Genomic DNA, 13,538 nt, shown 5'->3' on the forward strand with positions numbered 1-13,538 from the left:
ATTACCGTCGAAGATAGCGCCGTTCCTCGGGCGTGGTGCCGCCCCAGATCCCGGCGGGCTCGCCCGCGCGCAGCGCCCAGTCGAGACACTCGGCAGCGACGGCGCAGCGGTAACAGACCCGCTTGGCCTCGCCGACCTGGTCACGGGCCGGGCCGAGGTCGCTGATCGGGTAGAAGATCTCCGGGTCGGCGCCCCTGCACTCGGCAAGGTCGGTCCAGTGGTCGTCGGCGTCCTTGCGCACCGCCATCGGGTTGGCCGGGTCACGGTACATGGTGGCTTTCAAGGCTCACGCCTCCTCGCGTGCTCACTTGGGGGTGCCACCCAATGTAGTACTACGAGCTGTAGTACTACAAGCGAGCGTTACGGCAAGGGCACGTGAAAGCAACACAAGCGTGTCCGGATACCCTGCGTCCCATGACAGGGACCCGCAAGCCGCCGGTTTTCCGCGACGCAACCCGCGCGGACCTGGCGAAGATCGTCAAACTGCTCGCCGACGACGTGCTGGGCGCCACCCGGGAGTCCCCCGAGGTCAACGAGCATTACGAGGCCGCGTTCGCCGAGATCGACGCGGACCCGAACAACCGGCTCATCGTCGCCGACCTGGACGGCGACGTCGTCGGGACCCTGCAGCTCACCTACATTCCGGGCCTCACCTACATGGGCAGTTCGCGCGCCCAGATCGAGGGCGTGCGCGTCGCGGGCGACCTGCGCGGCCACGGGGTCGGCCACGAGATGCTCTCCTGGGCGATCGAGGAAGCGCGCGCGCTGGGCTGCCGTGTGGTTCAGCTCACCACAGACCGGCAGCGGCCTGACGCGATCCGGTTCTACCAGAAGGTCGGTTTCCGCCCCTCGCACATGGGCCTGCGCTACCTGCTCACCGAGCACGAGTGACCCTTCCCGTCACTAGCAAAACCGAATAGGGTTCGGTCCATGGTGCGGGTCGTGGTCGCGGAACTCGGAAAGCTCACCCTGGTCGAGGACGAGGCGCTGGAGCCCGGTCCCGGCCAGCTCGCCGTGGCGGTCGGGGCGGCGGGCGTCAACTACGTGGACGGCCTCCTCGTCGAGGGCCGGTACCAGATCAAACCGCCGCTGCCGTTCACTCCGGGCAGCGAGATCGCGGGCACCGTCAGCGCGGTCGGCCCCGGCGTCACGGGCTTCGCGCCCGGCGACAGGGTGCTCGCGATGTGCGGGTTCGGCGGATTCGCCGCGCATGCCGTGATCAACGCCGACAGCGCCGTGCGCGTCCCGGACGCGCTCGACTTCCCCCGGGCCGCGACGTTCACCCAGTCCTACTGCACGGCGCTCTTCGCGCTGCGCGAGCGGGTCGGCCTACGCGCCGGGGAGAGTGTGCTCTCCCTGGGCGCCGGTAGCGGCGTCGGCCTCGCGGCGGTGCAGGTGGCGAAGGCGCTCGGCGCGCGCGTTCTCGCCGCGGCCTCCAGCCCGGAGAAGCGGGCCGCCTCACTCGCCGCCGGTGCTTCCGAGGTCGTGGACTCGGCCGACCCCGAGGCCGTCAAGAAGGCGGCCCGCGCGTTCGGCGACGGCGGCGTGGACGTGGTGTTCGACCCCGTGGGCGGCGAGCTCGCCCCCGTGGTGCTGCGGGCGCTGCGCGAGTTCGGCCGCTACACCGTCATCGGGTTCACCGCGGGCATCCCCGCCGTCCCACTCAACCAGGTGCTGCTGCGCAACCGCTCCGTCGTCGGCGTCGACTGGGGGCTGTGGGCGCTCACCGGCCCCGACCGGCAGCGCGCCCTGCTGGAGGACGCCCTCACGATGGTCGCCGACGGACGGCTCGACCCGGTCGCGCCGCAGGTCAGGCCGCTCGCCGACGTCGCCGAGGTGATCGCCGACCTCCAGGCCCGCCGCGTCGTCGGCAAGGTCGCCCTCGTCCCCTAGCCGAGGCTCGCCCGGAAGGCGACGCAGCCCGGCACCCACGCGGCGACGTCGAAGGCGCCCGGATCCCAGTCGTGCGCGAGCACCTCGCGCCGCCACACGTAGGCGACGGCCTCCCCTCCGCCGTCCAGCGCGATCGTCTCGACCGTGTAGTCGTCGTCCTCGTAGGCGTGCAGGACGTCCAGCTCCGCGGCGCTGAGGCCGTGCAGGAGGAGTCCGCGCGCGGTGCCCTGGGCGGCGACCAGGCCCGGGTAGGCGGCGCCCGGCAGCGCGGCCACCCGCCACCCGGACGCGCTCGCGGGCGACGTCGGCGGGACCCGGCCCAGCAGCGCGTCCAGGACCTCGGGGAAGCGCAGCGTGCCATAGACGAAAAGATCGGGCATGGACCCCAAAATAACCGGTGGAGAGGACACACGATGATCAGGAAGTTCCGGCTGGACGACGAGTACGCCGTCTATGACATCTGCCTGCGCACCGCGACGGATCCGGATGGATATGACGATCCCCGTCTTGTCGGGCATGTCTATGTCGGGCCGTATCTGCGGTTCGAGCCGCAGTTCGCGTCCGTGGTGGACGAGGGCGCCGTGCTCGGCTACATCGTCGGGACGCCCGACACCCGCGCGTTCGAGGAGCGCTGCGCCCAGGACTGGTGGCCCAACCTGCGCAGGCGCTACCCCGAGGACCCCGCCTCGCCTAGCACCCGGGACGAGCGGATGATCCACATCATCCACCACCCGTTCCCCGCTCCCGAGGAGATCGTGCGCGAGCACCCGTCGCACCTGCACATCAACCTCCTGGCCGAGACGCGCGGCAAGGGGTACGGCCGGGCGCTCATCGACCAGTTCCTTGGCGAACTCGTGGCGGCGGGCTCGCCTGGCGTCCACTTCGGCGTCGATCCGGCCAACACCAACGCGCTCGCCTTCTACGCGGCCGTCGGGTTCGACGTCCTACGCACCAACGTGCACACCGTGTGGATGGGCAGGAGGCTGTGACGGCCTCGTGATCCACGGCACGCTTGACCGCGTCCGTTCCGGGCTAGATTCCCCGGTATGGCAGCGGTGCTCCTGGACATCGACGGCGTCCTGACGGTCGGCTGGCGGGCCGTGCCCGGCGCACCCGAGGCGCTGGCCCGCCTCCGCGCCGACGGCCACGACGTGCTCCTCCTCACCAACACGACGTCCCGGACCAGGGCGCGGATCACCGGGGCGCTGACGTCCGAGGGCTTCGCGGTCGGCCCCGACGACGTCATGACGGCCACCTCCGCGACCGCGTCCTATCTGTCCGAGCACCACCCGGACGCGCGGGTCCTCCTGCTGAACTCCGGCGACGTGACGGCCGACCTGCCCGGCGTCCGCCTCGTCACGGACCGCCCGGACGTCGTTGTGGTCGGCGGCGCGGGCCCGGTCTTCGACTACCCGACGGTGAACCGCGTCTTCCGCTTCCTCCTGGACGGCGCCCTCCTCGTCGCGATGGCACGGAACCTCTCCTGGCGCACCGCGGACGGCCTCAGCCTCGACGCGGGCGCCTACCTGCTCGGCTGGGAGGCCGCCACGGGCGCCCGCGCCCACGTCGTGGGGAAACCCTCGGCCGACTTCTTCCGCGCCGCCCTGACCCGCCTCGGCGCCCCGACCGGCGTCATGGTCGGCGACGACCTCCACGCCGACGTCCTGGGCGCCCGGCACGCGGGCCTCACCGGCGTCCAGGTCCGCACCGGCAAGTTCCGCCCCGCCGACCTCGCCGCCTCCCCCGAGGCCCCCGACCACGTCATCGACTCCGTCGCCGACCTCCCGGCCCTCCTCGCGGACCTGGCCCGCGTACGGTGAGGCGATGGACGAGCAGACCCCCCGAGTCCGTCTTCTCCCGGTCGGCCCCGCGGACATGGCCGAGTTCACCTCCGCCGCCCGCGCCAGCGAGCCCTTCCACACCCCCTGGGTGTACCCGCCTCTGACCCCCGGCGAGTTCGCCGCCTATCTGGCCCGCCTCGACGGCGAGACCTCCCACGGCTTCGTCCTGCGCCGCGCCTCCGACGGCGCCCTCGTCGGCTACGTCAACCTCACCCAGATCGTTCGGGGCTCCTACCAGAAAGCCACCCTCGGCTACGCCGCCTTCACCGGCCACGAACGCCGCGGCTACATGTCCGAGGGCCTCACCCTCACCATCCGCCACGCCTTCACCACCCTCGCCCTCCACCGCCTGGAGGCCGAGATCCAACCCGCCAACACCGCCTCCCGCCGCCTGGCCGCCTCCCTCGGCTTCACCTACGAGGGCCTCGCCCGCTCCCTCATCCGCATCAGGAACACCTGGCACGACCACGAACGGTGGTCCCGCACCGCCGACGTTTAAAGATCTTGGAAAAACGCGATACCTCTTCAGAACGGATTGTGCGCAGCGCCGCGCCCCAACGTCCGGACTCAGGGGGGTTCAGGATGGGTGTGGTCGGGCGCGCCGAATCTCCCGAGTGGCCGCGGTCACTCGACATGCGCGGGCTGCTCGCGGCGGGCTGGCGGCCGACGCCGTTCCAGGAGTTCGTGCTCAAGATCCACAGCCGCTGCAACCTGTCGTGCGACTACTGCTACATGTACGAGATGGCCGACCAGGGGTGGAAGAGCCAGCCCCGCCGGATGGCCCGGCCGATCATCGACCAGGTGGCGCGGCGCGTCGCCGAGCACGCCAGGGAGAACCTGCTCCGCAAGGTCGGCATCACCCTGCACGGCGGCGAACCGCTGCTCGCCGGGCCCGAACACGTCAGGTACGCGGTCGAGGCGATCCGGGACGCCGCGCACCCCGACGTCGAGGTCGAGTTCACCGTGCAGACCAACGGCGTGCTCATCGACACCGACTTCCTCGACCTGTTCGCCAAGTTCGGCGTCTCGGTCGGCGTCAGCCTCGACGGCGACGAGTCCGGCCACGACCTGCACCGCAAACGCGCCGACGGCAGGGGCAGCCACCGCGACGTCATGGCGGGCATGCGGGCCCTGACGTCACCCGCCTACCGCGACCTGTTCACCGGCTTCCTGGCCACCATCGACCTGCGCAACGACCCCATCGCCACCTACGAGGCGCTGCTCGCGCACGACCCGCCCGGCGTCGACTTCCTGCTGCCGCACGGCAACTGGACGACGCCCCCGCCCGGCCGCCTCCCGGACTCCTCCACCCCCTACGCGGACTGGCTCATCACCATCTTCGACCGCTGGTACCACGACCCCGGCCGGACCCGCGTCCGCCTCTTCCTGGAGATCATCAGTCTCCTCACCGGCAAGTACTCGGCGAGCGAGGCGGTCGGTCTCTCCCCGATCTCCATGGTCGTCGTCGAGACGAACGGGCGCATCGAGCAGGTGGACACACTCAAGTCGGCGTTCGAAGGCGCCGCCGGCACCACACTGCACGTCTCCCGCGATCCGTTCACCACGGCGTTGATGCACCCGTCCATCGCCGCCCGCCAGATCGGCGTCCGCGCGCTGTCGGAGACATGCCGGTCCTGCCCTCTGCACCGGGTGTGCGGGGGCGGCCACTACACCCACCGGTACCGGACGGGGACGGGCTTCCTCAACCCTTCGGTCTACTGCGCCGATTTGAAGCGCCTCATCACCCACGTGCACGACGTCGTCAGCGCCGACGTGGCGAGGCGGCGGGTCGGCCACGCCGCCCCGCCGCCCTGACCGCTTCCCGAGGGCTCAGATCGGCGGCGGGTCGAAGTCCGCGTCCAGGTGCCTGCCGTCGAGGAACACCCTGACGTCGGGGTGGTCGAGACCGAGGGTCCGCGCGTAGGCGGACTTCGTCCCCTCGTACAACTCCGCCGCCTCTTCCTGCTCGCCGAAGGCGAGCAGATCCGCAGAGAGGTTGGCCGCGCACAGCAGCGCCATCGGGTGCTCCCCGCCCAGCAGGGCGCTCAGCCGCCGCAGCGTGCCGCGTCCCAGCCGGACGGCGGACTCCAACTCACCGAGCAGCGCGAGGTCACTGGCCAGGTTGGTGGTGACGGTCAGCGTGTAGTGGTGGTCCCGGCCCAGGCTCCGGTCGAGGCCCTCAAGCGCCTCCTCGTTGAGCCTGCGCGCGTCCTCGGGGTCGCCGATGACCCGGCGCATGATCGCCAGGTTGCCGATGCAGCCGTGGTTGTAGGGGTGCTGGGGCCCGTACACGCGCGGGTACCGCCGTACCGTGTCGGCCGCGAGGTCGAGCGCCTGCTGGGCCTCGCCCATCGTGCGGAGCACGTTCGCCAGGCCCATCGCGGCCGAGAGCGTGTCGGGGTGGTCGAGCCCGTAGAGGCTCACGAGCCGCGCGTGCGTCGAGGTGGCCAGTTCGAGGGCGCCTTCCAGGTCGCCGAGCCGCCGCCAGGCGACCGACAGGTCCTTTGCCGCGCGCAGCGTCCACGGGTGGTCGGCGCCGATCGTGGACAGCGCGAACGCGTGCGCGTCCTGGCCGATGTCGGCGGCCTCGGCGTAGTCGCCGCACAGCCGGACCGCGCGGGCCAGGCCCGTCCAGGCGTTGGCCATGCTGCTCTGGTCGAGCGCCGAGGACCCCATGTACGCCCGCTTGTGCAGTTCCTTCGCCTTCTGGTACCTGCTGCTCAGCCCGTAGTCGAGCGCGAGGTTGTTCAACGCGCGGATGGTGGCGCGGTCCTCGTCGCCGAAGCGCTGCTGGCACCTTTCGAGCGCCTGTTCGCCCACCTCCAGGGCCCTGCGGAAGTTCCCGGAGGCGCGCAGGTCGGCGGGGCGGCCGCGCAGGAAGCGCAGCGTGAGCTCGTGGTCAGGACCGACCGACTTCTCGGCCTTGATCAACCACTGCTCGTTGTACTGGGCCGCTTCGCCGTACCTGCCCAGTTCGCGCAGCAGGTTGCCGTACTCCAGGGCCATGCTGAGGACATCCTCGTGGTCCTCACCCGAGCGGGTGGACCAGGTCTGGAGGAACTCCTCGGCGAACGTGCGCTGCGAGACGAGGTTGCCGGAGCTGAAGAGGTACCTGACGACGTTCAGCGCCATCTGCCGGACCGCCGGAGCATCGCAGAACCTGACGCCCGCGGGCTCGACGTGGCCGAGCAGGTTCTGGAAGCGCTCCCAGTTCTTCTGGTCGTCCGGGTCGTCGGGCGCGTAGGCGGCGAGCAGCACGTGCACCTCGTGCTGGAGCACCTGCTGCTCGTCCTGGCTCAGCCCCTCCCGGAGCAGCGCCTGGATCAGCCGGTGGATCTGAAGGGTGCGGCCGGGGATGTCCAGCCGCGCGAGCGCGAAGCGGCCGAGCTCGCCGACGGCCTTGCTCGTCGCGATCGGGTCGGCGATGAGCGTCTGGAGCTCGGGGCCGAGCTGGGCCCGCACCTCGGGACGGACCTGGGTGAAAGCGTCGCGCGGGATCGGCTCGGGTCCGAAGAAGGCGCAGCAGCGCAGCAGGTAGAGCGCGTCGGGCATCTTGCCCTTGAGGCTCTCCACGGAGATGGCCCAGGCCGCCGTCATCGACACCGGGTACTCGGAGGGCTTGCCCTCGGACAGCAGCTGCGAGGTGCGTTCGGTGAGCAGCCCGAGGTACTCCTCGACGCTCATGCCCGTCTCGGCCTGGAGCGCGCCCGCCTGCTCCAGCGCGAGCGGCAGGTCGCCCAGCTCGTGCGCGAGTCGCTCGGCCTCCTCGCGGCTGATCGCCTGCGGCACCCGCTTGGTGAGGAACTCGACGCTCTCGGCGCGGTCGAAGACGTTGATGGCGAGCGTGTCCACCACGCCCTCCCAGCGGTGGTTCCGGGAGGTGATGAGAACGTGCCCGGTGCCCTGCGGGAGCAGTTCGAGCAGATCCTCCGGCTGGTCGGCGTTGTCGAAGACGAGCAGCCAGCGCGCGTAGGGCTCGCCGCGCCGCAACGCGTCGAGTACCGCGTTCGCCGCGTCCTCGATGCCGCTCGAACTCGCGGGCGGCACGTCCAGGTAGGGCGCGAGACCCGCGAGTGACGACCTGACGAGGACGGGCTGGTCGGCGGGGATCCACCAGACCAGGTCGTACTCGTCGCGATGGCGGTGGGCGTACTCCGCGGCGAGCTGGGTCTTGCCGACGCCGCCGAGCCCGTGCAGCGCGTGCGGGACGACGGCCGTGGGCTGGCTCGCGATGCTGGCGCGCAGCTTGCCCAGGGACTCCTCGCGTCCGGTGAAGTTCTTGAGGCGAGGCGGCACCTTGCCCCACACCGCCGGGGCCTGCCTCGACACCACACTCATCTGTACGCCTCCGAGCCATTCCCGATCACGGCGATTCGCCCTTAACCGTACCTTCGCCGCCGCTCATTCGACTACCAAGGACAGCGTCAATGCGGAATATTTCCACGAGCTGAGTCAAGTGACACAGAGTTCCGTCGGCGTCCGCTTCCGGCCATGCCCGACCGGTTTGATGATCAGGCTTCACGGAGACTCAATCGGGCTGTGTAATTCCTACATATGACCGACTAGTCACTGCAAAGAATTCCTGGCACAATCAGGATGCCATCTCCCCGGTACGGAGGAAACATGCAGCGCTTGACGCCTCAACAGGACTCCCTGCTGATCGACATCGAGGGGCTCGCCGCCAGCGACACGGCCCTAGACCTGGTACTGGGCCGCAAGGCCACGATCGGCATAGGCGGGTTCGACAACAAGATGGCCCAGTGAGGCCAACCCGCGCGATTATGCCGTGCGGCACCGATTCACCGGACGAGGACTGATAGCCACGGAGCGTGGATTACGCTGCGAGGACTGACGCCCCGATTGGATTCAGCGAGTCTCCCCGATTGCCGATCCAGTCGGGGCACCGCGACATCGCGTCCATGAACCGGGTGGTCCGAGTGCCAAATCCCTCACCCGCACAGCGCAGCCTTTCCGCACGGTCCGACCCCGGTGAAACCACAGACACCTCAGGTTTCTCCGGCGCATTTCCCCGCCCCCGGGAACTCGCCGGTCTCACGGAAATGTGGCGGCACACCCGCCTCACCCTCCTGAGCGGCGAGTCGGGGGTGGGCAAGTCCCATCTCGTGGAGCGGGCGGCCCGGTCTCTGAAAGACGCGCTTCCCGTCGGCCGGGTGACGCACCGCCCCGCCTTCCCGATGACGGTCCTGCCCCCGCAGAACCCGTTCGTCTTCCCACTGCTGAGCTGCTGGTTCCCGGACGTCCCGCCGACCCGCCTCGCGGACGCCGACCTGACCGGATTCCTGCGCGCGGCGACCGGAGCCGGGCCCTACCGGGAGTCCGCGCCGGTCCTCCTGTGCGTGGACCAGGCCGAACCGCTCTTCCAGCCCTCGCCGCACGAGCCGGCGAACCGGGAGGCCGAGCGCGCCGCGTTCCGCGCCCTCCTCGGCCGGACCCTCACGGACCTGCCGCACCTGCGGCTTCTGCTCGTCGTGCGCGACACCCACCTGGACGAGGCGAAGGCGTTCGCCGAGACGGCGGCGCCGGGCGTGTCCACCGGGGCGCTCACCGTGCGGCGCCTCACCCCGGCGGACGCGGCAGCGGCGACTGCCGGGGACGACGCGGCGGCCCCCGTCGTCGGCGCGGTCGTCGAGGAGCTGTGCACCGTCCGGCGCGGCGACGGACACCGCGTCCGGACGTCCTCGTTCGACCCCGGCCTGTTCCAGGCGGCGTACCGCGCGGTCGCCGAGCGCGCCGCGGCCCACGATCCGCGGTTCGACCCGGCGGCCGAGGTGGACGCGGCGCTCGCCCTGCACCTGACCCAGACCCTCAACCTCGTCGCCGACGACCACGCCTGGATCTCCCGCATCGAGCTGGAGCGCGGCTTCCGTGCCGTGTTCGTCGACCAGACGGCCCCCGGGCCGCTCGACGACCGCTGGACGTCCGTGCTGCGCGCCCTTGAGGACAGGGGCCTCCTCACGAGCGTCAGGGACGCCGGGGGCACCGGGTACACGCTGCGGCACCGCAAGCTCGTGGACGCGGCCCGCGCCCCCTCCGGCGGCCTCGTCCCCCTGATCCGGCCGACCGGCGAGGCCCGGCTCCGCGAGTCGGCGGCGGCGCTCTGGCACGGCGACCACGCGCTGGCCCGCGCGCACGCCGAGAGCGTCGCACGGGCGCACGCCGAGACGCACGACCCGGCCGAGCCGGGCGCGCGGCGGACGGGCGGCGAGGAGCCCGACCCGGTGGTCGGCGCGCACGCGCTGTGCCTGCTCGGCGACATCACCCACGCGCGCGGCACGGCGGACGGCTCCGCCGACTCCCTGGCCCGGGGCGCGCACGAGGCGGTGGCGTGCTACGAACGGGCGGCGCTCATTCTCACCGCGGCGGGCAACGCGCCGCTCGTCGCCTATCTGCTCGCCGCCATCGGGCTGCTCACCCTTCCGGAGGACCCGGTTTCGGCCCTGCACAAACTCCATTCGGCAGCCGCCCGCGTGCCGGGTGACACATTTATCCAGAGCACACTCACCCGCGCGCTCACCAGGACAAATAGTCCAAAAGGCTAGGCGTGTCCGCTGACACGCCACCGAGAAAGCAGGAAACGGGAACACGAAACCGAGGTTCCGCTACGATCGGGCGTGATCGAGCCGTCTCCGCAGTGACCCCGCGTTCAGACAGCCTTGAATCCGCACGCTCCGCAAACCCTTTGGTCTCCCACCAGGGTCAGGGCATCCAACCAGGGGTCCTGTCATATGACAAAAGACCGGGCCGCGCCCGGCCCTTTTTTGTTTGCGTGCGGAGGGGAATTGCGCCTGGAATTCAAAGGAGCTCAGCACGGTGAGCCCCAGCCCTGCGTGGCGCACGCCCTTCCGCTATCTCCTCGCCGGATCGGCCGCCTCCCGGGTGGGCGTCATCAGCGCCTCGACCGCGAGTCCCCTGCTCGCGCTCTCCCTCGGCAGTTCGGCCGTCTACGCGGGCTGGATCGCGGCGGCCGGCACCCTGCCGGGACTTCTCGTGCACATTCCCGCCGGCCATTTCGCCGACCTGCTCGACCGGCGCCGCCTCATGCTCGTCAGCCAGACGGTGCGGTGCCTGTCGACGGCCGTCGTCCTACTCGGCCTGTTCTTTTCCGACCATCCGCTGCGCTTCCTGCTCGTCGGCGCCGCGATCGAAGGGATCTGCGCCGCGTTCTACCACGTCGCCGAGGTCAAGGCGGTCCGTGACCTCGTGCCCGACGAGGAACTGGAGGGCGCGCTCGCGCTCAACGAGGCGCGCAACAACGTCGCGCTGGTCTTCGGCAGGCCCGTCGGCGGCTGGACTTTCGGCCTGCACTACACACTGCCCTACGCGCTGAACACCCTCACGTCGCTGATCTCGTTGTTCACGCTCTCGCGGGTGCCCGCCCGCCCGAAGGACGAGGCCGCGCCGTCGGCCGCCTCCCCGGAGCCGTCACGGCCCGGACGGCACGGACGCGACGAGCCGGGCGCGGGCATCTGGGCGGGCCTCGACCGGATCTGGCGTGACGCGTTCCTGCGGAACGTCGTGCTGGTCTGCGCGCTCGCGAACTTCCTGTTCCAGATCACCATTCTGATGCTGGTCATCAAGGCGCACTCCCAGGGCTACTCCTCGACCCAGATCGGCCTGTACATGATGACGACCGGCGTCAGCGGCCTGCTCGGCTCGCTCGCCGGGCCGCGCCTGGTGCGCCGCGCGACCCGGCGCGGGACGCCCACCGCGTTCGTCGCGTGCTGCTTCGCCCTGTGGGTGGTGCTGCTGTGGGGGGTGTGGGCGGCGGGCCCGGCCGTGCTCGGCCTCGCCGCCTGGGGCCTGTGCAGTTTCTTCGGCTCTCTCGTCAACATCGTGCTCGCCGCCTACCAGGCGCAGGTGCCCGCGGAGATCCTCGGCAAGGTCACCAGCACGAGCAAGTTCATCACCACCGGCGCGGTCTCCCTGGGCGCGCTGTCCTCGGGCTACGCGGTCGAGGCGTTCGGTCCCGACACGACGGCCTTCGCCGTCGCCGTCTGCATCACCGCCGTCGTCGCCGTCAGCGCCTGGAACTCCCGCGCCGAGCTCCGCCACGCCCTCACCGCGCTCCGCCGTCCCGTGGCCAAGGCCGAACCCGTGATCCTGCTCGCCGCGCCCGTGGCGGAAGCGCCTCCGATGGTCGACCAGGGACGTCCCGGGCCGGACCCGGGCGAGCCGGAAGAGGCGGGACGGCGGCCGGATGCGGCCAATGCGGTTTCCCGGCGGTGACCGGCGCTTGACCGTACAGTCTTCACCGGAGTTCGGGTGATCTGTCGGTCGGCTCTGCCGCGGACGGGAGCGGAGGCGCGGACGGGTGCCGTGGTCGGGCGAGTTCGGGGACCTGCGACTGCTGGTCACGGCGTTCCTGGAGACCGGGGCGATGCGTCGGCGCGGCACCCGCGACCTGTTCCTGTCCGCCCTGAACAAGAGCCTGTCCCGGCCGGTCAGCCCGCCGCGCCACCCCGAGGACGCCCTCGACATGCTGGCCATCGTCACGGCCTGCCTCGACCATCCGGGCGTGCTGCACACCCTCGTGGAGACGATCGAGTCGTTCTACGCGGGCAGCGAGTCCGTCCGTAGGCTGCGCTCGCTGGTGGACGCGCTGGTGCCGGAGCCGCTCATCGACACGGCGCAGCGCAGGGAGCTGTACGGGCTGGTGGAGGCGGTGGAGCGGACGGGCCTGCACCCGGACGCGCAGACCATGCTGCCCGCCCTGTACCGCGCGGCCGTCGGCCCGGTCGCGCCGCCGCCGAGCGGGCCGGTCGCGGGGATCGGCGACCTGCTCGCGGAGCTTGAGGACGCGCCGCTGCGGCCGGACGGCGGCGTCCCGCTGCTGGCGTTCACCGCGTCGCTCGCGGCGCTCGCCAAGGGCAGGGGCGCGTCCGCGCTGCACGCCTGGACCGGGCGGGCGGCCGCCCGGCTCGGGGTGCCGCCGCCCGAGGTGGACCCGCGCGCGCTGGCGGGCGGCGACCCCGCCCGGTCGGACGTCGCGTACCTGATGGTCGAGTACCGGCCGTCGGGCGCCGATCCGCGCCGGTTCGTCGCGTCGGCGTGGTTGCAGATCAACACCGAGCCGCGCACGCCGCTGGTGCTGGAGGACGAGCCGCGCCCGCTGCACGCGCTGCCGGGCCTGGTGGACGGCCTGCTCACCGGCGATCCCCGGGTCGTCGGCAGGCATGTGCCGGACCTCGTTGTGGAGTTCGTGCTGCCGCGGAGCCTGCTCGGCCTCGGCGTCGACCAGTACCCGTACTCGGCGGGCGGCGTGCGCAGGCCGCTCGGCCTCGACTACCCCGTTGTGGTGCGCAGCCTGGAGCGCGCGGCGGACGCGTCGCTGCGGCACAGCCTGCGCCGCAAGTGGGGCTGGTTCACCGCACATCCGGCGGCGGGCGAGGCGACGCTCGTGCGCAGTCCGGGTGAGCACCGGGTCGAGCAGCTCTACGCGCTGCTCGCGGAGAACTCCAAGGTCTGTCTCGCGCTCGCCTTCCCGCCCCTGGACGGGCACCCGTCGGACGAGCTCGCGGTGGGCCTCGCCGCGGGCACGCCCATCGTGCTGTGGTGCCGTGAAGGTGGCGACTCCGCACGTTTCATTCCCGACATCCGGGACATGCTGAACTCCGATCTCATGTCCCTCCCCCAGAAGATCAAGGATCTGCGGATCCGGGCCGCGCAGACAGCGGAGGACGCCCACCTCGGCCGTCACCTGACCCTGCTCTTCGAGGACGCCGACCGACTTCCCGAACCCCCAGCACCGCTCCGCCCACCCGAGGGCTAGGCGGCAGGAGGAGA

General features: G+C 71.4%; 13 protein-coding genes. 10 read left to right on the forward strand and 3 right to left on the reverse strand.

The window, feature by feature from the left end:
- Position 1: 1 nt before the first annotated feature.
- On the reverse strand, positions 2-247 hold the full coding sequence (locus LO762_RS24775; protein WP_230618463.1) for a WhiB family transcriptional regulator: 246 nt from the start codon (positions 245-247) through the stop codon (positions 2-4).
- 167 nt (positions 248-414) lie between these two features.
- On the opposite strand from LO762_RS24775, the gene LO762_RS24780 reads away from it, so the two are divergent.
- Positions 415-891, forward strand: a complete 477-nt coding sequence (locus LO762_RS24780; protein WP_230618406.1) for a GNAT family N-acetyltransferase — start codon at positions 415-417, stop codon at positions 889-891.
- A gap of 39 nt (positions 892-930) precedes the next feature.
- Positions 931-1,893, forward strand: a complete 963-nt coding sequence (locus tag LO762_RS24785; RefSeq protein ID WP_230618407.1) for an NADPH:quinone oxidoreductase family protein — start codon at positions 931-933, stop codon at positions 1,891-1,893.
- Here LO762_RS24785 and LO762_RS24790 read toward each other — a convergent pair.
- Positions 1,890-2,273 carry a gamma-glutamylcyclotransferase family protein gene (locus LO762_RS24790; protein WP_230618408.1) on the reverse strand — a complete coding sequence of 128 codons (384 nt, stop codon included), beginning with the start codon at positions 2,271-2,273 and terminating at the stop codon, positions 1,890-1,892. The two genes, LO762_RS24785 and LO762_RS24790, sit on opposite strands and share 4 nt — an antisense overlap.
- Before the next feature lie 33 nt (positions 2,274-2,306).
- Between LO762_RS24790 and LO762_RS24795 the strand changes: the two genes are divergently transcribed.
- The 4 genes from LO762_RS24795 (at position 2,307) to LO762_RS24815 (ending at position 5,549) form a co-directional block, all read left to right on the forward strand.
- Positions 2,307-2,882 (forward strand): N-acetyltransferase, encoded by a 576-nt coding sequence (locus LO762_RS24795; RefSeq protein ID WP_230618409.1) that lies wholly within the window; start codon positions 2,307-2,309, stop codon positions 2,880-2,882.
- Positions 2,883-2,939: 57 nt separating this feature from the next.
- A complete protein-coding gene (locus tag LO762_RS24800; protein ID WP_255687772.1) occupies positions 2,940-3,713 on the forward strand; it encodes an HAD-IIA family hydrolase in 774 nt (257 codons plus the stop codon).
- A 4-nt stretch (positions 3,714-3,717) separates the two neighbouring features.
- On the forward strand, positions 3,718-4,233 hold the full coding sequence (locus LO762_RS24810) for a GNAT family N-acetyltransferase (protein ID WP_255687773.1): 516 nt from the start codon (positions 3,718-3,720) through the stop codon (positions 4,231-4,233).
- A gap of 83 nt (positions 4,234-4,316) precedes the next feature.
- The gene (locus LO762_RS24815) at positions 4,317-5,549 is read left to right on the forward strand and encodes an FxsB family cyclophane-forming radical SAM/SPASM peptide maturase (RefSeq protein WP_230618410.1); all 1,233 of its coding nucleotides are present in this window, start codon (positions 4,317-4,319) and stop codon (positions 5,547-5,549) included.
- A gap of 15 nt (positions 5,550-5,564) precedes the next feature.
- On the opposite strand, the gene fxsT is transcribed toward LO762_RS24815, so the two are convergent.
- Positions 5,565-8,072 carry an FxSxx-COOH system tetratricopeptide repeat protein gene (gene fxsT / locus LO762_RS24820; RefSeq protein WP_230618411.1) on the reverse strand — a complete coding sequence of 836 codons (2,508 nt, stop codon included), beginning with the start codon at positions 8,070-8,072 and terminating at the stop codon, positions 5,565-5,567.
- A gap of 285 nt (positions 8,073-8,357) precedes the next feature.
- On the opposite strand from fxsT, the gene LO762_RS24825 reads away from it, so the two are divergent.
- The 4 genes from LO762_RS24825 to LO762_RS24840 all read left to right on the forward strand — a co-directional run bounded on the left by LO762_RS24825 (position 8,358) and on the right by LO762_RS24840 (position 13,524).
- Complete coding sequence (locus LO762_RS24825; RefSeq protein ID WP_230618412.1) at positions 8,358-8,498, forward strand: hypothetical protein; 141 nt, start codon at positions 8,358-8,360, stop codon at positions 8,496-8,498.
- Between the two features lie 155 nt (positions 8,499-8,653).
- A complete protein-coding gene (locus tag LO762_RS24830; RefSeq protein ID WP_374201593.1) occupies positions 8,654-10,294 on the forward strand; it encodes a hypothetical protein in 1,641 nt (546 codons plus the stop codon).
- Positions 10,295-10,565: 271 nt separating this feature from the next.
- Positions 10,566-11,981 (forward strand): MFS transporter, encoded by a 1,416-nt coding sequence (locus LO762_RS24835; RefSeq protein ID WP_230618414.1) that lies wholly within the window; start codon positions 10,566-10,568, stop codon positions 11,979-11,981.
- Between the two features lie 85 nt (positions 11,982-12,066).
- Complete coding sequence (locus tag LO762_RS24840) at positions 12,067-13,524, forward strand: hypothetical protein (protein WP_230618415.1); 1,458 nt, start codon at positions 12,067-12,069, stop codon at positions 13,522-13,524.
- Positions 13,525-13,538 lie beyond the last annotated feature (14 nt).

Source organism: Actinocorallia sp. API 0066, assembly GCF_020991275.1.
GTDB lineage: Bacteria > Actinomycetota > Actinomycetes > Streptosporangiales > Streptosporangiaceae > Actinocorallia.

Coding starts and splice junctions, on each gene's coding strand:
- LO762_RS24775 (WP_230618463.1), bottom strand. CDS start 247: ATGGCGGTGCGCAAGGACGCCGACGACCACTGGACCGACCTTGCCGAG.
- LO762_RS24780 (WP_230618406.1), top strand. CDS start 415: ATGACAGGGACCCGCAAGCCGCCGGTTTTCCGCGACGCAACCCGCGCG.
- LO762_RS24785 (WP_230618407.1), top strand. CDS start 931: ATGGTGCGGGTCGTGGTCGCGGAACTCGGAAAGCTCACCCTGGTCGAG.
- LO762_RS24790 (WP_230618408.1), bottom strand. CDS start 2,273: ATGCCCGATCTTTTCGTCTATGGCACGCTGCGCTTCCCCGAGGTCCTG.
- LO762_RS24795 (WP_230618409.1), top strand. CDS start 2,307: ATGATCAGGAAGTTCCGGCTGGACGACGAGTACGCCGTCTATGACATC.
- LO762_RS24800 (WP_255687772.1), top strand. CDS start 2,940: ATGGCAGCGGTGCTCCTGGACATCGACGGCGTCCTGACGGTCGGCTGG.
- LO762_RS24810 (WP_255687773.1), top strand. CDS start 3,718: ATGGACGAGCAGACCCCCCGAGTCCGTCTTCTCCCGGTCGGCCCCGCG.
- LO762_RS24815 (WP_230618410.1), top strand. CDS start 4,317: ATGGGTGTGGTCGGGCGCGCCGAATCTCCCGAGTGGCCGCGGTCACTC.
- fxsT (WP_230618411.1), bottom strand. CDS start 8,072: ATGAGTGTGGTGTCGAGGCAGGCCCCGGCGGTGTGGGGCAAGGTGCCG.
- LO762_RS24825 (WP_230618412.1), top strand. CDS start 8,358: ATGCAGCGCTTGACGCCTCAACAGGACTCCCTGCTGATCGACATCGAG.
- LO762_RS24830 (WP_374201593.1), top strand. CDS start 8,654: ATGAACCGGGTGGTCCGAGTGCCAAATCCCTCACCCGCACAGCGCAGC.